Source organism: Bradyrhizobium sp. 40 (assembly GCF_023100925.1).
In the GTDB taxonomy this organism is placed as follows: Bacteria; Pseudomonadota; Alphaproteobacteria; order Rhizobiales; family Xanthobacteraceae; genus Bradyrhizobium.
Map to the genome: position 1 here is coordinate 1,132,174 of NZ_CP064688.1, position 18,882 is coordinate 1,151,055.

Here is an 18,882-nt window from a genome sequence, read left to right on the forward strand (position 1 = left end):
CCGGGCGGTCCCGGCCGCCTCTGCCCCTGCCACCACCCCCGCGTAAGCTTTGCACGGCAGATTACGGGCCGGATCCTCTGCCGGTGACCCATGACGGATACGTTAGCTGCTAGCCTGCCGACCCCGCGACGATTGGGCGCCGACGCCTTTTTCGCAGGCGGCATCGTGGCCATGCTCACGATCCTGTTCCTGCCCATACCGCCGATCCTGATCGATCTCGGCCTCGCATTCTCGATCGCGCTGTCGGCGCTGATCCTGATGGTCGCGCTGTGGATCCAGCGGCCGCTCGATTTCTCGGCCTTCCCGACCGTGCTCCTGATCGCGACGATCCTGCGGCTTGCGCTCAACGTCGCAACGACCCGTCTCATCCTGTCGCGCGGCGGGGAGGGGGAAAACGCCGCGGGCCATGTCGTTGCCGGTTTCTCGAAGTTCGTCATGGGCGGCGACTTCGTCATCGGCCTGATCATCTTCGCGATTCTGGTCACGGTGAACTTCGTCGTGATCACGAAGGGCGCAACGCGTATCGCCGAAGTCGGCGCCCGTTTCACTCTGGATGCGATCCCCGGCAAGCAGATGGCGATCGACGCGGATCTGTCCGCGGGCCTGATCGACGATAAGGAAGCCCAGCGCCGGCGCCGCGAGCTGGAAGAGGAGAGCGCGTTCTTCGGCGCCATGGACGGTGCCTCGAAATTCGTCCGCGGCGACGCCGTCGCCGGCCTGATCATCACCGCGATCAACATTTTCGGCGGTATCATCATCGGCGTTACGCATCACGGATTGACGCTGGCACGCGCCGCCGACGTTTACACCAAGCTCTCCGTGGGCGACGGTCTGGTAACGCAGATGCCCGCGCTGATCGTGTCGCTGTCGGCGGGCCTGCTCGTCTCGAAGGGCGGCACCAGAGGTTCGGCCGAGCAGGCGGTGTTGCGGCAGCTCGGCGGCTATCCGCGCGCGGTGTCGGCCGCCGCGCTGATGATGTTCGTGCTCGCCTTGATGCCGGGGCTGCCGACGGCGCCCTTCCTGCTGCTCGGCGGCGTCATGGCTTTCGTCGGATACTCGCTGCCGAGGCGGCAGGCAGCCCTGAAGCAGAAGGAAGATGCTCGCAAGGCCGACGAACGCGCCCAGGTCGATGCCAAGGAGTCCGTCAAGGAATCGCTCAAGACCGCGGAGATCGAGCTGGCGCTCGGGGGCCACCTCTCGGTCCATCTACTGGGCTCGCGCAACGAGCTGGCGCACCGCGTGGCCAAGATACGCAAGAAGTTCGCCAAGCAGTACGGCTTCGTGGTTCCCGAGATCAAGCTCACCGACAATTTGTCGATCGATCCCAAGGGATACCAGATCCGGATCCACGACACCCGCGTCGCCCAGGGCGAGCTCAGGCTTGGCGAAGTGCTGGTGCTCGTCGACAAGGATGGCAAGCCCGACGTTCCCGGCGAAGAGGTGATCGAGCCGGCCTTCGGCATGAAGGCGCTGTGGGTGACGGACGCGTTCACCGACGAGGTCAAGCGCCAGGGCTGCAAGCCGGTCGACAATCTCTCGGTGCTGCTCACGCATCTGAGCGAAGTGATCAGGGCCAACCTCGCCCAGCTCCTGTCCTACAAGGACATGCGCGGCCTGCTCGACCGGCTCGATCCCGAATACAAGCGCCTGGTCGAGGATCTCTGCCCGTCGCAGATATCGTATTCGGGGCTGCTGGCGATCCTGAAGATCCTGCTGGCCGAGCGCGTGTCGATCCGCAACCTTCATCTGATCCTCGAAGCCATCGCCGAGATCGCGCCCCATGTGCGGCGCTCCGAGCAGGTGGCAGAGCATGTGCGTACACGTCTTGCCCAGCAGATTTGCGGCGATCTCTCCGACAACGGCGTGCTCAACGTGGTCCGTCTCGGCAACCGTTGGGATCTCGCGTTCCACCAGAGCCTGAAGCGCGACGCCAAGGGCGACGTCGTCGAATTCGACGCCGATCCGCGCCTGATCGAGCAGTTTGCGACCGAAGCCAGCGCCGCGATCCGCAAGTTCACCGAGAACGGCACCAGCGTGGTGCTGGCGGTGACCCCCGAAGCGCGTCCCTACGTCCGGATGATCCTGGAGCGGGTCTTTCCGACACTGCCGATCCTGTCGCATGTCGAAGTCGCGCGCAGCACCGAGATCAGGGCCCTCGGAGCCATATCGTGATCAGCGGCCTCACCGATAGTGTGCTGGTGACGTTCATCGTGTTCTGCCGCATCGGTGCCTGCCTGATGCTGGTGCCCGGCTATTCCAGCGTCAACGTTCCGGCCCAGGTCCGCTTGTTCGTCGCGCTCGTCACGACGTTTGCGCTGACGCCGATCCTGATCGCCGTCCTGAAACCTCTCACGGACAATGCGGCGCCGCTGACCCTCGTGCTGCTGATCTGTTCCGAGCTCGTGGTCGGCAGCGTCATCGGGCTCGGCGGTCGCGTGTTCTTTCTCGCACTCCAGACCATGGCCACCGTGATGGCCAGCGCAATCGGGCTGAGCAACATCCCGGGGACGCCGGTCGGCGACACCGATCCGGCGCCGGCCCTGGTGCCGCTGATCATGACGTCCGTCACCACGCTGTTCTTCATGACCGACCAGCACTGGCAGGTCCTGCGCGGCCTGATGAACTCCTACGACGTCTGGCGTCCCGGCGACCGGCTCGGCGGCAGCATGCCGCTCGACCAGCTCGTCGGAAGGCTGTCGGAGGCATTCGTGCTGACGCTGCGGATCGCCAGCCCTTTCATCGTCTATTCGGTCGTCGTCAACCTGGCGGTCGGCCTGATCAACAAGCTGACGCCGGCGATTCCGGTCTATTTCATCTCGGTACCGTTCGTGCTGTTCGGTGGCTTCCTGCTGCTCTACCTCACCAGCGACGAGCTCTTGACGCAATTCATGCTTGGCGTCTCCTCGTGGCTGGCGGAGTGATCGGCCATGACGTCGCGCGCGGACAAGCTCGGCCGGATGGTCTCGCTCGTGAAGCTCCAGCTCCGGCTGTCAGAGTGGCAGCTCGCGCATCTGCGGCAGCAGGAGCGCAGCTTGCAGGATGAACAGGAATGGCTGGTCGGAACTCTCAACGAGGGCAAGCCGCCAGCGGGATCATCGAGCGAATCGGTCGCGCGGCGTCTGACCAGAACCAGCGTCGGCGCGCGCGCGGTTCAGGCGCAGGCCTCGCAGCAGCTCGACCAGGTTCGCGCGGAGAGCCGCCGTGTGAAGCAGTTCGAGCAGGTCGCGAAGGCGGCGCTCGCGGACAAGCTTCGCGACGCCGAGAAGCGATCGCTCGAGGAAATGACGGGAACAAGCCTCACCGTGCGCGAGTGGACGCCACGGCAAGCCAATCGGACCAAGACATGATCGTGACAGCGACACCCGACCTCGTTCTCGACGTCCTCGATGCTGCCGATCCCGTGACGCAGCGCGCGGCCACCGCGAAGCTCGACGCGTTGAAATCATCGGACGCGGATTTCGCCGCCACGATGGACGCGGAGGTCGGCAAGGCGAAGGCCAAGACGGCTGCTGCCGATCAATCCGCGACGAAGGTTTCGGAACCGCAGTCGGGCGCGGTGAACGGGGCGCCGGTGCAGGTGATCAAGGCGCCGGCATCCGGCGAGGTGTACCGCAAGTTCGAGGCCTTCATCCTCCAGACCTTCGTCGAGACGATGCTGCCGAAGGAGTCCGAGGAGGTCTTCGGGAAGGGCACGGCGGGCGGCGTCTGGAAGTCGATGCTGGCGGAGCAACTTGGTGCGCAGTTGGCAAAGGGCAAGGGCATCGGCATTGCCAAGCAGCTTGCTGCCGCGCATCCGGCGGGACCGGACGCTACGGGCAAGGCCGGATGATGATTCAGGAATGGGTGACAGAAGTTGAAGGGTGAATTTCCTATGCAGGCACAAGAAGGCGCGGCGGCCATGGTGATGGAGCAGCCGGCCGTGGACACCGAGGCGATGACGACGGCGGCCATGTCGGGGGATGCCCTGTTGCCCGTGCTGCTGCCGAATGTCGGTGGCGAGGTGGCGAACGACGGTGCGGAGGCGGCGAGATCGGACGAGGTGCGTGGCCTGTTGGCTGCGATCCGCCGGCTCGAAGGCATCGTCGAAGAGGAGACGGCTGCGCTCGCGACGGGCAAGAAGATCGACTTCGACGAGTTCAGCGCCCGGAAGAGCCGGAGCATGCTGGAATTCGTCCGCCTGATGCGGGCACGAATGCACCTCGGCGGCGAGGTCGAGATCACCGAGGAGGTCCAGCGGCTGCGCGAGAAGCTCGAGCGAAACCGTTCCATCCTCGAAATGCATTACGATGCGGTGCGCGAGGTTGCGACCATCATCGTCAAGGCCATCAAGGACGCCGAGTCGGACGGCACCTATACCGGTCGCGCAGCACAGGACGCAAAATGATCAGACTCGTGCTGGCCGGGCTCTGGGTATGCATCCTCACCGCGGGAACGAGCTATGCCGTGGCCTATTGGAAGGAAAATGGCAGCCTGCTGCCGGCAAAGGACGAATATCTTGACGGGCTGCAGTACCAGAAGACGCGGGCGCTGAGCGTGCCGATGGTCGAGAGTGGCAACGTGCAGGGCTACATCGTCGCGCGCTTCGTCTATACCGTAGAGGCGCGGACCATGCACCAGCTCAACGTTCCGCCCGAGCCGTTCGTCGTCGATGAAGCCTTCCGCAGGATCTATGCCGACGACCGCCTCGATTTCAGAAAACTCGCCCGTTACGACCTCTCCATCCTCACGACGGCCATCAAGCAGCGTGTCAACGAGCGAATGCAGGCCGAAGTCGTCCAGGACGTCCTTGTCGAGGACTTCAATTACGTGTCGAAGGAAGAATTCCAGCAGAAGCCCTAGGGCATTACCGGTTCTGATTGAATCAGAAGCGAGCCTCTAGAATATACTTACACGCGAGCCGCAGCGCCGGTACTGCCGCGCTCTATTCGCCGTTGACGTCAGAAACTACAACGGCTTCTGCGAAGGTGGTTCGCAGAGGCCGTTGTCGGTTTCGTGGCAGCGCCCTGCCGATCAGTTTCCGGCCGGATACGCCACTGGGGCGGTATGCGCCCTGTTCAGCAGAATGCCGACTTCGTCGAGCTCCTGCATCGGCACGTCGATGGTCTCGCCGGCCGGGATGTCGAGGCGGTATCCGACGTAACGTCGGGCCACGATCGCATCGAAGCCGAGGCGGTCGCGGAGCTTCTTGCGCAGTTTGCTGACGTGGCTCTCGATCACGCTCTCGTCGAATGTCGCTTCGAAGATGCCATAGACCGCGTTGAAGATCTGCGTCTTGGTGACCCACTTGCCGTGGTTGCTGACCATATATTCGAGAATGCGCAGTTCGCGGCGGGGCAGGGTGAGGGCGTGGCCAGCGATCTCGGGGTCACGTCCGTTGAAGAAGACCTGGATCCTGGTCTCGCAGGGCCTCGGCAGTTCCCCGACCCGGCGGCGCGCAATCGCGGCCGTTCGGGCGAGGATCTCGCGGAGGTGAATCGGCACGTGGACGACGTCATCGACGCCCGACTCGAAGAGCTCCAGCGTGTTCTTGAGCATCTTCTGGCCGCTCATGGCGATGATAGGGGCCGAGGAGCGCTTGCGCATCGCCCGCGGCAGGCTTCCGCGGGTGTCGCAATCCCCGAGGAGGAAGGCGTCCACCGCGGCCAGATCCGATTCACTCGCAGATTGCAGCCAGTCCCAGAATTCTCCGGAGGAGAAGCCGATCGACGATACACCTTCGCGAACGAGCCCTCCGACATAGCTGTTCGTGACGCTCTCGCGATCATCAACGATAATATACATCAGTTTTTCGCCCCTGTTTCGCACTTGTTTCGGCCGGTTGTTTGTTGTGATGCCCGGCTCGGCAACTGTGCTGTTTGACGATATTCCATCCCGCGAACCGTTATTATGGTTTCGATATTCGCGGGCAGCCCTACGCATTCAGTGCCTGCGTCTCGCAGGCCTGCTACTTCGACTCGATACTGAACGCTTACTGCGTGAGGCTCGGCGGGTGTCTTGCGGATCACCTCGCGGAGCGGATTGAGAAAGCGACCTAGAACAGTTGCGCCAAGTTGCTCATTGCATCCGAACGCTACTGTACTGTGTCAATCCCCTCGCCAACTGGCGAGAATCACTTGAGTAGGACCGTAACAATTGCCGATTTCCGATCAAGCGTGCGCAACTAAGCGTTTGCTACACGTGCTTGATGCTGTTGGTTTGGTTCGAGTTGTTTCTTTGTATATTCAATCGCATCAGTTGATTTGGAATTCGAACTAGTTTTGCACCCTGGCGGTTCTAAAGTTCCGCATCCCCGTATGATTACAGACATTTTGGGTGGTGCTGCGCTTAACGCACATCGGTGGGTTTTCAACCCGGGATTGACTCTCGTCATCGTCTGCCCACATGCGACAATTCGACTCATGTATGGCGAGGCGACTCCAGCTTGGCGAAATCTTGGCGAGGGTGTGTCTTTCGAGTCGCACTCTCGCCACGTGCGTGACGCGTTTGACTCATGTGACGTCGCATCGCGCGTGATGAAAAGTTTTCGATGCGTACGTTTCAGGCAAGCTTCGGCAAATAATGTCACCGTTCGACAGATCGAACCGAACGGAGCATTCTCGCATGTTGTCCGATGGACAAGCTCGTCCCAACGCGACCGCCGATGTTTCCGCAGCGGCGAAACCGGCTGCGGAGACGCGTGATGCCAGAGACAATGCGGCGCCGACGGCCAAGCCTTTTGCAAATACCCAGTCTTTTGCAAATACCAAGCCCACTGCAAATACCAAGCCCACTGCAAATACCAAGCCTGCCGCGAATACCAAGCCCGCTGCGAGCACCAAGCCTGCGTCGGCAGCAGCGAGCGATGAAACTCTGGCGAAAGAGGCGCTCGAGGGTCTGAAGCGTATTCGCGCCAAGGCGCGCCTCGACAAGATGGCAATCTCCAAGCCTACGCCCATCGTGATCAAGCCGGCCGTGATCGTGGCCAAACCGCCGCCGCCGCGCCCGACATGGGTCGTGCCGCTCGCGACATTGGCGGTCGCTGCGATCCTGGTCGTCTGTGCCTGCACCGGCGTGATCGCCTATCTCACCATGCAGCCTGCCCAGAGCAACGTCGCGGCCAACACTGAGATCAGGAACCTGCGCGAGACGGTGGCGCAACTGCGCAGGCAGGTGTCGGGCGTGTCCGACAATCTCGACGGCCTGCGCACCGCGGTCGATCAATCGAGCAAGGCGACCAATGACCGTTTTGGCCGGTTTGGCGAAAATCTGGATCGCATCGAACGGGTGAGCTCGTCCTCTACGGTGAAGCTCGACAAGCTTGCCCAGGTGCAGGCCCAGGCTCCGGCGCCCGTCGCCACACAGCCAATGCCAATGATGGCCTCGGCCGCTACGCCCGAGATCACGGGATCGGTAGCACCGTCCGAGCGCATCTCGGCGCCGCGCATGACGGTCAAGGGCTGGTCGGTCCGCCAGGCCTATGAGGGGATTGCGATCCTGCAAGGCCCGAACGGCGTCGTCGAGGCGGTGTTGGGACAGCAGGTGCCCGGCCTTGGCCGTATCGAGGAGATCAAAAACGAGAACGGACGTCTGGTGGTCGAGTCCAGCGGGGGCGTCATCTATTCGTCACGCAAGGCCACGCCCTGATCGAGGGCCACTTCTATTTGCGGTGATGCTCGAAGCTGGTGCATAGCAGATCGACCTCCGCCTCCGCGATCGGCGCCCGAAACAGGCGGCAGCTGAACTCGGCCGTCGCCCTGCTGTCCGTGGTGGTGCGATCTTCGCGGAGGAAGATGCATCGCTTGCAGACGTCGGTATGGTGCCGCTGTTCGGCCGCGTCCGACTGATCCAGCACGTGGCGGAGCGCGTCGCGGAAGTTGACCTTCGCCTCGCCCTCGAGCACGGCGATGGCCTCGACGAGGACGTTGACGGGGTCGCGCACCAGGAACTTCTTGCCCTGTTGTGTCACGCTCAGCATCACCGACCGCTTGTCCTGGGCCGAGCGCTTTCGCTCGAGATATCCGAGCCGCTCCAGCTCGCCGATGATGAACGAGGCGGTACCACGCGTGGTGCCGACGTAACTCGCGAGCGCCGACGGCGTCCTGGAAAACCGGTTGGCGCGGGAAAGGAAACGCAGTGCCATCCACTCGCGGTCACGCAAGCCGTGCTTGGTGCCTTCGAACCACAGGATCCGGGCGACCTGTTCCAGCAGTTCAATCGATTCGCGAGCCAAGTTCATTTCAATTCCAGGTCGGTAAATCTTAATTCAATTGAGCTTTTGGTAGCGCAATCCGGGCCGCGGATAAGGAGGATCCCCAAAGAGGTGGAACCTTCCGGTCGTGGAACTAGAGCGTCGCGAACAAAGTTCGAGTAAATCGCCCGGCTCAACTCTTCTGAAAATTTCAGTCAAATGACCGCGGAGTATGCGCAAATTCCGATAGCGTGGGATGTGCGTGCAACATGATGTGTCGTTGCGACCACCGCAAAGCTCATTTATTGCGTGATGCGCTTCGAATCGCGCGAGCAGGCGGATCGGCCGCAACTCGGGCCGGCGGAAAGGGGCGCGAGGGAACCACCGTTTGCGGTTAATGGATGTTGCGTTGCAATGCGGCCAGGCGGTTAAATCGAAATAGGATCGAGCCCGGGAATGCCAGAGTGTCGTCCGTGATCGAGCAAGTGAAGCCGTTCAGCGTCAAGCGCGCAGCATTGGCCGCCACCGTCGGCAACATGCTCGAATTCTACGACTTCATCACCTACAGCTTCTTCGCCATCCAGATCGGCCATACCTTCTTCCCGACGGGAAGCGAGTACGGCAGCCTGATGCTGTCGCTGGCGACTTTCGGCGCCGGCTTCGTGACGCGGCCGATCGGCGGAATCGTGCTTGGGATCTATTCCGACCGGATCGGCCGGCGGCCTGCCATGCTGCTAAGCTTTGCGCTCATGGGGCTATCGATCCTGACTATCGCGCTCACGCCGTCCTATCAAACGATCGGCCTTGCAGCGCCCGTCATCGTGATCGCGGCGCGTATGGCGCAAGGCTTTGCTCTGGGCGGGGAGGTTGGACCGACCACCGCCTATCTGATCGAGATCGCTCCGCCCGAGCATCGCGCGCTGGTGGTGGCCTGGCAGCCGGCCAGCCAGGAGATCGCCGCGACCGCGGGCGCGCTCGTCGGCGTCATCCTGAGCAGGACGATGGCGCCGGAGATGCTCGACGCCTATGGCTGGCGGGTGGCGTTTCTGATCGGGGCGGTGTGCCTGCCGTTCGGCTTCTGGATGCGCCGGACGCTGCCCGAGACGATCCCGCAGGCCGAAGCCGGTGCCGGCACCGTCGAGCACACCAGTCATCTTTCGCAGGCGAGACGGCACCTTGGCATCATCGGACTTGCGCTGATGATCCTGGCAAGCGGCACGATCTCGACCTACGTCACCCAATATATGACGACCTATGCGCAGAATACGCTGCATGTGTCGTCGACCCTGGCTTTCACCGTGTCGCTGGTCAGCAACGGCATCCAGTTCGTTGGCGCGCTGGTCGGGGGCTGGCTGGCGGATCGTCTCGGTCGCAAGCCGGTGATGATCTGGCCGCAGCTCGCAACGCTGCTGCTGACCTACCCGACCTTCCTGTGGATCGTCCATGCGCCCGGCGCGTTGTCGCTCCTGGTTGGTTTCGGTGTCCTGTCCGTCATCGGCTCGCTGCCGTTCACCGCGTTCTACGCGACGTTCACCGAGGCGCTGCCCCAGAACATCCGCGGCGGCGTATTCGCGACCGTCTATGCGGTCGCGATCGCGAGCTTTGGCGGGACGGCGCAGCTCGTGGTCACCTGGCTCCTCCACGTCACCGGCAATCCGCTGGCGCCTGCCTGGTACCTGCTGCTTGCGGCGATCGTCGGACTTGGCGCAATGAGCCTCATGCCCGAGACTGCGCCGGTGAAACAGCGTCAGAACAAGATCTGAAATCAAGCCCCGAAAGTGGCGCGCTCGCAGGGTGGTGATTTGCGTTTCACCGGCAATTAATGGCGAATGCGCGCCTGAAGGATCAAGGCCGCGCATCAGGAAGGATTAACCGATGAGTATCGAAACCACCATGACATCCGACGTCGTCGGGCTGACCAAGGTCGCCCCGGTCTCGCGCCGCGGATTCATGAGCGCCACCGCGGCGGTCGCGGCCGGCTACACGCTTGCGGCCGGGCCCGTGCGCGCCGAGGCGATCACGACTGATGTCAGCGGCCTCCAGACCGGCGACGTCAAGATCAAGGTCGGTTCCGAGGAGATGCCTGCGTATTTCGCCCGCCCCGCCGGCAACACCAAGGCGCCGGTGATCATCGTGGCGATGGAGATTTTCGGCCTGCACGAATACATCAAGGACGTGACGCGGCGCCTTGGCAAGCTCGGCGCGTTCGCGATCGCGCCCGACTATTACTTTCGCAAGGGTGCCGATTTGACCAAGATCACCGAGATCAAGGACCTGCTGCCGATCGTCAATGCCAAGCCGGACCCCGAGCTGCTGTCCGATCTCGATGCGACGGTGACGTGGGCGGGATCGCAAGGCGGCGACACCGGTAAGCTCGGCATCATCGGCTTCTGCCGCGGCGGACGCACCGTCTGGGAATATGCCGCTCACAGCGGCAGCCTCAAGGCCGGCGTCGCCTTCTACGGTCCGCCGGTCGATCCAGCCAATCCGCTATGGCCGAAGAGCCCGATGCAGCTCGCGCCCGAGATGAAGGCACCGGTGCTCGGCCTCTATGGCGGCGCCGATACCGGCATTCCCGTCGCCCAGGTCGAGCAGCTCAAGACAGCCTTGGAGCAGAACAAGAAGACGGCCGAATTCAAGATCTATCCGGAAGCGCCGCACGGCTTCCATGCCGACTACCGCGGCAGCTACCGCAAGGACGCCGCAGAAGATGCCTGGAAACAGGCGCAGGCCTGGTTCAAGAAGTATGGCGTCCTGAGCTGACGCTGATTTTAGAAGGGCGGCCCGAGCGGCCGCCCTTCTATTTCAAGGCGTCGATCTCACTCCACCATCGCGCCATAAACGATGTCCTGAACCTGTTCGCGATAATATTTCCGCAGCTCGCCCGGCGCCGCCGTTCCCACCACGACCACGAGACGCTCCTTGGGGTCGCAGAAGAACTGCGTTCCGTACGCGCCGTTCCAGGTGAACTCGCCGGGATTGCCGGGGACCGACGACAATCCCTCGCTGGTGCGGACCGCGACCGAGAGGCCGAAGCCGAACCCGGCGCGATGCGGCTCGATGTTCGCCACGTTGTTCTTGATCTCCGGGCCGAGATGATTGGTCGTCATGTGATGCACGGTCCTGGGACCGAGGATGCGCTGGCCGTCAAGGTCGCCGCCGTTGAGCAGCATCTGTCCGAAGCGGATGTAGTCGCCGACGGTCGCGAACGAGCAGGCGCCGCCACAGTCGAATTTTGTCGGCGTGTCCAAAAGCTTGATGGCTTGCGGCTTGCCGGTCAGCGGATCGTTGGCGAACGGGCGGGCGAGGCGAGGGCGCTGTGCGTCGGTCGGGTGGAAGGTCGCGTCCTTCATGCCGAGCGGCTGCCAGACGTTGGCGGCGAGATAGTCGCCGAGCTTCTGCTCGCTCACCTTCTCGACGACGGCGCCGAGCACGTCGATCGAGAAACCGTATTCGAACTCGGTCGAGGGCTGATGCGCCAGCGGTAGCTTGGTGATGCGATCGATGAAGGCCTGGGTGTCACCTTCGATCGCTGGCGCGGTGCCTTCCGGATATTGCCGTGCCACCGGGCTCGCGCTGTCCGGGCGGCCGCCGTACATCAGGCCGGACGTGTGTCGGTACAGGTCATGAATGAAGATCGGTGATGCCTGCGGTTCGAGCTTCAATGAACCGTCGGCCTGCTGAACGCCGACCTTCATGTCGGCAAAGCCGGGATAATAGTCGGACAGCTTGGCCTGGAGCGGCAGCTTGCCCTGCTCCATCAATGTCAGGCCCGCGACTGCGGCCATCGGCTTGGTCATCGAAGCCAGCGCGAAGATCGCGTCGATAGGCATCGGCGTGCCCTTGTCCGGATCCAGCATGCCGTAGGCCTTGTAGTGCACGAGCTTGCCGTCACGGGCGATCGCGACGACCGCGCCGGGGACGCGCTTGGCGGCGATCTCACGTGCGAAGAAATTGTCGAGCCGTGCAAGGCCTTGTTTCGAGAAGCCGGCGTCGTCTGGACTAGCTTCGGGCAGCGGTGCGGCGCGCGCTGCGCCGAACGTGATGGCGGCAGCGGCCGCGGCGATCATGGCGATGTTCTTCATGGAATCCTCCCAAGCTCGGGCTCGTTATGCATTGGCCCGCTCAGCGATTAGATCACGACCGCACCGGCGCGAAGTCAAGCGCGGGCAGGGCATGTCTAGGACGCCGGGAATGCCGGAGCCCTATCCTCGTTCCCCCGCTTGCCACAACGCCTCGAGGGCGTGGCGGTAGGTCGGATAAGCAAGCGTGACGCCGAGCTCGCGCTTCATTTTCGCGTTGGAGACGCGGGCGCTGCTCGCATAGAAGCTGCGGGCCATCGCCGACATCTCGGCGGTCTCGAACGGCTCTTCCAGCGGCGGTGCAACATTCATCAGCTTCGCCGCGTAAGCGATCACGTCCTGCGGCGGCGCCGGCTCGTCGTCGCAGACGTTCCACGTGCCGCCGCTCGGGTGATGAATCGCGGCCATGATCGCGCTCGCGATGTCGTCGACGTGGATGCGGTTGAACACCTGTCCCGGCTTGATGATGCGCCGGGCTGTTCCAGCGCGCAGCGTCACCAGCGCGTTACGGCCGGGGCCATAGATACCCGCAAGCCGCAGGATCGCGGCGTCGCCACCGGTCGTGTCGGTCCACGCCTGTTCCGCTGCGACCCGCATGCGCGTGCGGTCGAGGTCCGCCTTCGGCGGCGTGCTCTCATCGACCCAGCCGCCGGCGTGACCACCATACACGCCAATCGTGGACAAATAGACGATCTTGCGGTCGCCGCCCGCCGCCAGCAGGCCGGAGAAGGCCGCGATTGCGGGATCGCCGACGCTGCCGGGCGGGATCGAAACGAGCAGGACATCCGCGTCTCTCATGCGTTCGATCGTCTCGCGTGCCGGACTGCTGCCGGAGAAAGCATGCACCTCGATGTTGGCGAGATCGCCCCGCTGCGCGGGATCGCGCACCGTGCCGGCGATATGCGAGAAGCGGCCACCGAACAGGCGGACGAAGTGCTGCGCACTGTAGCCGAGGCCAAGGATAAAGAGACGCATACATCTTCCTTGCAGGTCGGAGTTCCCGTTCGCGCCGCAGCGCGCCTCCGCTCATAAGAGATTTTTGGGTCCGGCAAAAGATATTGCAATTTGTCTCGCCCGCCTGTGCAGGCGATGGTCGCTCGTCGGGAGGGACGTATAGATCATGCAGGCAGAAGCGCCCGCCATAAGGCCATGTGACGCCGCCGAGCTGATCCGCCGCGCCGCCGCGCTGATCTTCGACGTCGACGGTACCTTGGCTGAGACCGAAGAGCTGCATCGGCAGGCCTTCAACCATGCCTTCGCCCGCCACGGTCTCGACTGGCAATGGGACCGGGGCGTCTACAAGGACCTGCTGCGGGTCACGGGCGGCAAGGAACGGATCCGCGCCCACCACGAAAGGCTGAGGATTGCCGCGCCATTGTCAGATGTGGAGATCGCGGAACTCCACCGCATCAAGACCGCGCATTATGCCGAACTGGTCGAGACCGGCTGGTGCCCCTTGCGGCCCGGGGTGACGGATCTGCTCGCTGCTGCCAAGGCGCGCGGCCAGCGGCTCGCGATCGCGACGACCACGTCGCACGCCAACATCGACGCGCTGCTGTCGCGGGCGCTGGGAACGGGCTGGGCCGCGGATTTTGATGCGATCGTCGCCGGGGATGACGTGCGGCACAAAAAGCCTGCGCCGGATGTCTATGTCGAGACCCTGGCGCGGCTGAAGCTCAACGCGTCCGACTGCGTCGCGATCGAGGATTCCGCCAACGGGCTGATCGCAGCCGCGCGGGCGAACATTCCCGTGCTCATCACCAGAAGCATGTTCTTCCGGGACGACAATTTTAGCCAGGCGCGGGTCGTGCTGGATGACCTGTCTGGGCTCGGGGTGAGGCGCCAAAACAAAAAAACTGAAAAACAACCCCATGCACAGTAGAATGTGCCTGCGGGCCGGCGCCCTCAATGGACGCGGTGGCTCGCTCTATCGTCCTCAGCTTGCTCGACAATCTGCGCGATCGGGCTCGACTGATGGTGCACCAGGCGCCAGTCGTCGCCGACACGCCGAAAATGGTTGGCCGCAGCCAATGCCGTGCCGTCGACGATCTCGATGCAGAGCACGCGCGCGCTGTCGCCATCGACGATAGCCTGCGGTTCCGCGCAAACGATCTGCGGCCGTTCCGGACTCTGCAGGATGTCGCGCCAGCTTCCGATCACCGTGGCCCGGCCGATGATGGCCGGCCAGCCGGGATGAATGCAGGAAATGGCGTCATCGTCCGCCCACATCCGCTCCATTTCGTCGAAATCGCCAGTCGAGAAGGCGGCGTAGAACGCTGCGTTCGCGGCGATCACCTTGGTGTCCTTTGCCATGCCTCTCGGGTGGGGCAATGACAGGCAAAAATCAAGCAAGACTTCCGTCGACTTTCCGCTCGCTCTGGACCGCAATGCAGCATTGCTGCCGGTTTTGTGGTCACACCGAGACCAGGGTCTCCACCGCACGCCGCGCGCCATCCTTGTAGAGTCGGCCGAGCGCCGCGGTCACGGCCTCGCGCAGGCGCGGCTCCGCGCCCAGCGGCCCGAACACTTTTGTGACGCCGAGCAGCGCGGGCGCCAATCGTTCGGCGATGGGACCTGCCTCGCGCGCCAAATCGGCGAACTCGGCGGCGAGCGGATCGCGCACGTCGATGGTGCGGCCCTTCTCGTCGAGGCCGCTGACGTAGCGCATCCAGCCGGCCACCGCGAGCGCATGCGTTGCGATCGGCAGGTTCCTGGCGAGACGATCCTGGATCGCGCCGAGCAGCCGCTGCGGCAGCTTTTGCGAGCCGTCCATCGCGATCTGCCAAGTGCGGTGATGCAGTGCCGGATTGGCGAAGCGCTTGAGCAGCGAGGCGCGATAGGCGGCCAGGTCTGCGCCTGATGGCATCGTCAGCGTCACCGCGGCCTCTTCCATCACCTGCGCGGCGAGGCGCGCGAAATGCGGATCCTGCATGGTGTCGGCGATGGTCTCGTAGCCGGCGAGATAGCCGAGATAGGCCAGCGCCGAATGGCTGGCGTTGAGCAGCCGCAGCTTCATCAACTCGAACGGCTTGACGTCGTTCACCAGTTCGACGCCGGCGGCGGCAAGGTCGGGCCGGCCTGCCGTAAAGCGATCCTCGACCACCCATTGCGTGAACGGCTCGGTCATGACCGGCCATGCGTCGTGCAAACCGAGTGCTGATGAAACCGCATCGCGGTCACCATCCGTCGTCTCCGGCACGATGCGGTCGACCATGGTCGAGGGGAAGGCCGCCGTATCCGCGATCCACTTGCCGAGATCCTTCGAGCGTAGCGCGGCGAATTGCGTCACGATCCGCTGTACGGTGTGGCCGTTGGCGGCGAGGTTGTCGCAGCTCAGCACGGTGAAGGGCGGGGCGCCCAGGGCCCGCCGGCGCGCCAGCGCGGCCACGATGAAGCCGGGAGCCGAGCGCGGCGCGTCGAAATTGTTGAGGTCGTGCACGATATCAGGATGCCGCTCGTCGAGATCGCCGGTCTGCGGCGTGTGGCAGTAGCCCTTCTCGGTGACGGTGAGGGAGACGATGCGAATGGCGGGATCGGCCATTCGCTCGACCAGTCGTGCCGGGCTCTCGCGCGCGACCACGCTGTCGAGCAGCGCACCGATGATGCGGTGTTCGGTGCCTTCGGCTGCACGGACGGCGACCGTATAGAGATGATCCTGCGGGGCGAGGGCGTCGCGTGTGTCAGCGCTGCGCAGGCTGGCCCCGACGATGCCCCACGAGGTGGCGCCGGCCGCAAGGCAATCATCGATGACGACGGCCTGGTGGGCGCGATGAAACGCGCCAAGGCCGAGATGCACGATGCCGGAGGTGACGCGCGAACTGTCGTAGGCCGGGCGGCGGATACCTGGTGGCAGCCGATCGAGATTGGCGCGGCCAAGGCGCGTTGGATCAAGGCGCATGGTCGTCTCTCCCCTTGTTTGGCCGCTGCTTGACATGGCGCCTGTCCTCGGTCAATGCTGCGGTCAATTGGTAAGACCAATTTTCCAAAATTGGCGGGCCGCGGGCAGCGAGAGCTGCCGGCATGACCCTTTCGGGAGGACCAGCGTGCCGCTGGAAGCTGTGGAGGCGAGACGGCTTTATCGCCAGGTCGCCGATCAATTGCGAAGCCTGATCGACAGCGGCGAGTACGCGGTCGGCAGTCGCTTGCCGACCGAACGCGAACTCGCCGAGCAGCTCAGGATTTCCAGGCCGACGGTGCGCGAAGCCCTGATCGCGCTCGAAGTCGAGGGCCGCCTCCGCATCCGCGTCGGTTCCGGCATCTATGTGATCGAGCCCGCGGCGGTTGCGGCGACCGCGCCTGCTTCCGTCATCGAGGGCCCGTTCGAGCTGCTGCGCGCCCGCGAGTTCCTGGAAAGTGCCATCGCCGAAGAAGCCGCGCGCGTGGCGACGAAGGACGACGTTGCCCGCATCGATGCGTCCCTTGTCGCGATGGAGAATGTAGAACACCCCGGCGAAGCCTCGATGGTCCACGACCGCGCCTTCCACGTCGCGATCGCCGGAAGCCTCGGCAATGCCGTTCTGGTCCGTGTCGTCGGCGAGTTGTTCGACCAGCGCCTCAATCCCTATTTCGCGCAGCTTGCGCATTATTTCGAGAGCCCGGGCACGTGGCGCACTGCGCTCGACGAGCATCGCGCGGTGCGCGACGCCATCGCCGCACACGATCCTGAAGCGGCTCGCGACGCGATGCGCGATCATCTCGCGCGATCCCAGGAGCGCTTTGCGCAGAACTTCGGCGCCGAGAAAGCGGCAGGACCGTCTTCCGGGCGCACCGCGCGATCGACGGCAAAGCCGTCAAAACCGGAACGTGCGCCGAAGAAGAAGCGAGCTGAGAGCAGCAGCGCGCGACAGCGATGACATTGTGCGGCCCGCACCCGCCTTGGGGACGGGCTGACAAGAAGCAGATTTAAAAGAAGCAGACTTGAAAGATGGAGGAAAGTCAGTGTTGAAAAAGATGACAATGGTGCTGGCGGTCTCGGCCGCGGCGATGATTGCTACGACTGGCGCCGGCATGGCGCAGACCAAGCTCAAATGGGCCCATGTCTACGAGACCTCGGAGCCGTTCCACACCGCGTCGGTCTGGGCCGCGCAGGAGATCGGGAAGCGCACCAACGGGCGCTATGCGATCGACGTCTATCCGGCCTCGCAGCTCGGCAAGGAGGCCGACATCAACCAGGGCCTCTCGCTTGGCTCGGTCGACATTATCATCTCCGGCTCGAGTTTTGCCGCGAAGAGCTTTCCGCCGATCGGCGTGACCTATTATCCCTACACCTTCCGCGATGCCGATCATCTGCTCGCCTACACCAAGAGCGACATCTTCAAGGAGCTCACCAAGGGTTATGAGGACAAGAGCGGCCACCACATCGTCGCGGTGACCTATTACGGGGTACGCCAGACTTCGTCGAACAAGCCAATCAAGACCTGTGCCGACCTCAAGGGCCTGAAGATGCGCGTGCCCGACGTTCCTGCCTATCTGGCGATGCCGCGCGCCTGTGGCGCCAACACCGCGCCGATCGCGTTCGCCGAAGTCTATCTGGCGCTCCAGAACGGCACCGTCGAGGCGCAGGAGAACCCGCTGACCACGATCGAGGCCAAGAAGTTCTACGAGGTGCAGAAGCACATCGTGCTGACCGGCCACATCGTCGACCATCTCAACACGGTGGTGGCCGGCGCGCTCTGGAAGAAGCTCAGCGATGAGGACAAGAAGATTTTCACCGACGTCGCGCAGGAGGCAGCCGCCAAGGCGACCGCGGAGATCAAGCAGAACGAGGCCAAGCTGGTCGCCTTCTTCAAGGAGAAGGGCCTGACCGTCACGGAGGTCGACAAGAACGAGTTCCGCGACACCGTGCTGAAGAACGTCGCGTTCGAGACGTTTGGCTATCGCAAGGCCGACTGGGAACGCATTCAGGCGGTGAAGTGACGACGTAGTCGTCATCCCGGAGCGGTCCGCAGGACCGAACCTCAGGTGCGCAATTGCGCACCTGGGAATCTCGAGGTTCCGGGTCTGGTGCTGACGCACCATCCCGGAACGACGTGATCAGTTTGAGGAGCAACCCATGTCCACCGCCGAAACGCACCGGCAGATCACCGCGGACGAGATCGCCCACACCTTCGAGGAAGAGGCGGCGCCAAAGGTCGATCTCGGCATCTACGCTTTCGAGGACTGGGTTGCGCTGGCGATTTTCTGGGTGATGGCGCTTGCCGTCTTCCTCCAGTTCTTTACCCGCTATGTGCTCAACGACAGCTACGCCTGGACCGAGGAGATCGCGACCTACTGCCTGATCGGCGTGGTCTTCATCGGCTCATCGATGTGCGTGCGGCTGTCGCGGCACATCCAGGTCGATCTGATCTATCGCTATCTGCCGCACCTCGTGGCCCGGGCGTTGTCGACGGTGATCGACCTGATCCGGATCGCCTTCTTCGGCTACGCAATCAAGCTGGTCTGGGTCTACATTCAGATCATCGGCGATGAATCCATGACCACGATCAATCTTCCCAAGGACTACGTCTACTATGCGGTGCTGCTCGGCTTCGTGCTGATGTTCGTGCGCTCCGTGCAGGTGGCAGTGCAACATTTGCGACAGGGCTATTCGATCCTCGAACGTCCCGGCGCCTACGACGGCTTTGAAGGGTAATT

At 63.5% G+C, this 18,882-nt stretch carries 19 protein-coding genes; 13 read left to right on the forward strand and 6 right to left on the reverse strand.

The window, feature by feature from the left end; translation table 11 throughout:
• The first annotated feature begins 90 nt into the window (after positions 1 to 90).
• Genes flhA through IVB40_RS05380 form a run of 6 tightly spaced genes read left to right on the forward strand, consistent with a single transcriptional unit; the run spans position 91 to position 4,839 of the window.
• A complete protein-coding gene (flhA, locus tag IVB40_RS05355) occupies positions 91 to 2,172 on the forward strand; it encodes a flagellar biosynthesis protein FlhA (RefSeq protein ID WP_007613922.1) in 2,082 nt (693 codons plus the stop codon).
• Positions 2,169 to 2,921: a flagellar biosynthesis protein FliR gene (fliR, locus tag IVB40_RS05360; protein WP_247818270.1), complete on the forward strand. Its 753-nt coding sequence runs from the start codon at positions 2,169 to 2,171 to the stop codon at positions 2,919 to 2,921. Before flhA ends, fliR begins: the two co-directional genes overlap by 4 nt.
• A gap of 6 nt (positions 2,922 to 2,927) precedes the next feature.
• Entirely contained in the window at positions 2,928 to 3,347 is a 420-nt protein-coding gene (locus IVB40_RS05365; RefSeq protein WP_247358375.1) for a hypothetical protein, read from the forward strand.
• Complete coding sequence (locus IVB40_RS05370) at positions 3,344 to 3,829, forward strand: rod-binding protein (RefSeq protein WP_027570499.1); 486 nt, start codon at positions 3,344 to 3,346, stop codon at positions 3,827 to 3,829. Before IVB40_RS05365 ends, IVB40_RS05370 begins: the two co-directional genes overlap by 4 nt.
• A 42-nt stretch (positions 3,830 to 3,871) precedes the next feature.
• Positions 3,872 to 4,384 carry a flagellar biosynthesis protein FlgN gene (locus IVB40_RS05375; protein ID WP_247401342.1) on the forward strand — a complete coding sequence of 171 codons (513 nt, stop codon included), beginning with the start codon at positions 3,872 to 3,874 and terminating at the stop codon, positions 4,382 to 4,384.
• Entirely contained in the window at positions 4,381 to 4,839 is a 459-nt protein-coding gene (locus IVB40_RS05380) for a hypothetical protein (protein WP_018453988.1), read from the forward strand. The genes IVB40_RS05375 and IVB40_RS05380 overlap by 4 nt, the downstream gene beginning before the upstream one ends.
• Before the next feature lie 171 nt (positions 4,840 to 5,010).
• On the opposite strand, the gene IVB40_RS05385 is transcribed toward IVB40_RS05380, so the two are convergent.
• The gene (locus tag IVB40_RS05385; RefSeq protein ID WP_007595845.1) at positions 5,011 to 5,781 is read right to left on the reverse strand and encodes a response regulator transcription factor; all 771 of its coding nucleotides are present in this window, start codon (positions 5,779 to 5,781) and stop codon (positions 5,011 to 5,013) included.
• An 819-nt stretch (positions 5,782 to 6,600) separates the two neighbouring features.
• Between IVB40_RS05385 and IVB40_RS05390 the strand changes: the two genes are divergently transcribed.
• The gene (locus tag IVB40_RS05390; RefSeq protein ID WP_247818271.1) at positions 6,601 to 7,623 is read left to right on the forward strand and encodes a hypothetical protein; all 1,023 of its coding nucleotides are present in this window, start codon (positions 6,601 to 6,603) and stop codon (positions 7,621 to 7,623) included.
• A gap of 13 nt (positions 7,624 to 7,636) precedes the next feature.
• On the opposite strand, the gene IVB40_RS05395 is transcribed toward IVB40_RS05390, so the two are convergent.
• Positions 7,637 to 8,215: a MarR family transcriptional regulator gene (locus IVB40_RS05395; RefSeq protein WP_247818272.1), complete on the reverse strand. Its 579-nt coding sequence runs from the start codon at positions 8,213 to 8,215 to the stop codon at positions 7,637 to 7,639.
• Positions 8,216 to 8,640: 425 nt separating this feature from the next.
• Here IVB40_RS05395 and IVB40_RS05400 point away from each other — a divergent pair, with 425 nt between their 5' ends.
• On the forward strand, positions 8,641 to 9,930 hold the full coding sequence (locus IVB40_RS05400) for an MFS transporter (protein ID WP_247432829.1): 1,290 nt from the start codon (positions 8,641 to 8,643) through the stop codon (positions 9,928 to 9,930).
• A 112-nt stretch (positions 9,931 to 10,042) separates the two neighbouring features.
• Positions 10,043 to 10,930, forward strand: a complete 888-nt coding sequence (locus IVB40_RS05405; RefSeq protein WP_247818273.1) for a dienelactone hydrolase family protein — start codon at positions 10,043 to 10,045, stop codon at positions 10,928 to 10,930.
• 56 nt (positions 10,931 to 10,986) lie between these two features.
• Here the strand turns inward: IVB40_RS05405 and IVB40_RS05410 are convergent, their stop codons facing one another.
• Both IVB40_RS05410 and IVB40_RS05415 read right to left on the reverse strand, forming a co-directional pair.
• Positions 10,987 to 12,252: a serine hydrolase domain-containing protein gene (locus tag IVB40_RS05410; RefSeq protein ID WP_247818274.1), complete on the reverse strand. Its 1,266-nt coding sequence runs from the start codon at positions 12,250 to 12,252 to the stop codon at positions 10,987 to 10,989.
• A gap of 120 nt (positions 12,253 to 12,372) precedes the next feature.
• Positions 12,373 to 13,224: an SDR family oxidoreductase gene (locus IVB40_RS05415; protein WP_247818275.1), complete on the reverse strand. Its 852-nt coding sequence runs from the start codon at positions 13,222 to 13,224 to the stop codon at positions 12,373 to 12,375.
• A gap of 145 nt (positions 13,225 to 13,369) precedes the next feature.
• Here IVB40_RS05415 and IVB40_RS05420 point away from each other — a divergent pair, with 145 nt between their 5' ends.
• Positions 13,370 to 14,131, forward strand: a complete 762-nt coding sequence (locus IVB40_RS05420; RefSeq protein ID WP_247818276.1) for an HAD family hydrolase — start codon at positions 13,370 to 13,372, stop codon at positions 14,129 to 14,131.
• A 23-nt stretch (positions 14,132 to 14,154) separates the two neighbouring features.
• Here the strand turns inward: IVB40_RS05420 and IVB40_RS05425 are convergent, their stop codons facing one another.
• Positions 14,155 to 14,562: a nuclear transport factor 2 family protein gene (locus IVB40_RS05425; RefSeq protein ID WP_027519831.1), complete on the reverse strand. Its 408-nt coding sequence runs from the start codon at positions 14,560 to 14,562 to the stop codon at positions 14,155 to 14,157.
• 100 nt (positions 14,563 to 14,662) lie between these two features.
• Positions 14,663 to 16,147 carry a mannitol dehydrogenase family protein gene (locus IVB40_RS05430; protein WP_247818277.1) on the reverse strand — a complete coding sequence of 495 codons (1,485 nt, stop codon included), beginning with the start codon at positions 16,145 to 16,147 and terminating at the stop codon, positions 14,663 to 14,665.
• A gap of 145 nt (positions 16,148 to 16,292) precedes the next feature.
• Here IVB40_RS05430 and IVB40_RS05435 point away from each other — a divergent pair, with 145 nt between their 5' ends.
• The 3 genes from IVB40_RS05435 (at position 16,293) to IVB40_RS05445 (ending at position 18,880) form a co-directional block, all read left to right on the forward strand.
• Positions 16,293 to 17,102 (forward strand): FadR/GntR family transcriptional regulator, encoded by an 810-nt coding sequence (locus IVB40_RS05435; RefSeq protein WP_247818278.1) that lies wholly within the window; start codon positions 16,293 to 16,295, stop codon positions 17,100 to 17,102.
• A 103-nt stretch (positions 17,103 to 17,205) separates the two neighbouring features.
• A complete protein-coding gene (locus IVB40_RS05440; RefSeq protein WP_035963484.1) occupies positions 17,206 to 18,165 on the forward strand; it encodes a sialic acid TRAP transporter substrate-binding protein SiaP in 960 nt (319 codons plus the stop codon).
• A gap of 136 nt (positions 18,166 to 18,301) precedes the next feature.
• A complete protein-coding gene (locus IVB40_RS05445; protein WP_247287781.1) occupies positions 18,302 to 18,880 on the forward strand; it encodes a TRAP transporter small permease in 579 nt (192 codons plus the stop codon).
• Positions 18,881 to 18,882: the final 2 nt, after the last annotated feature.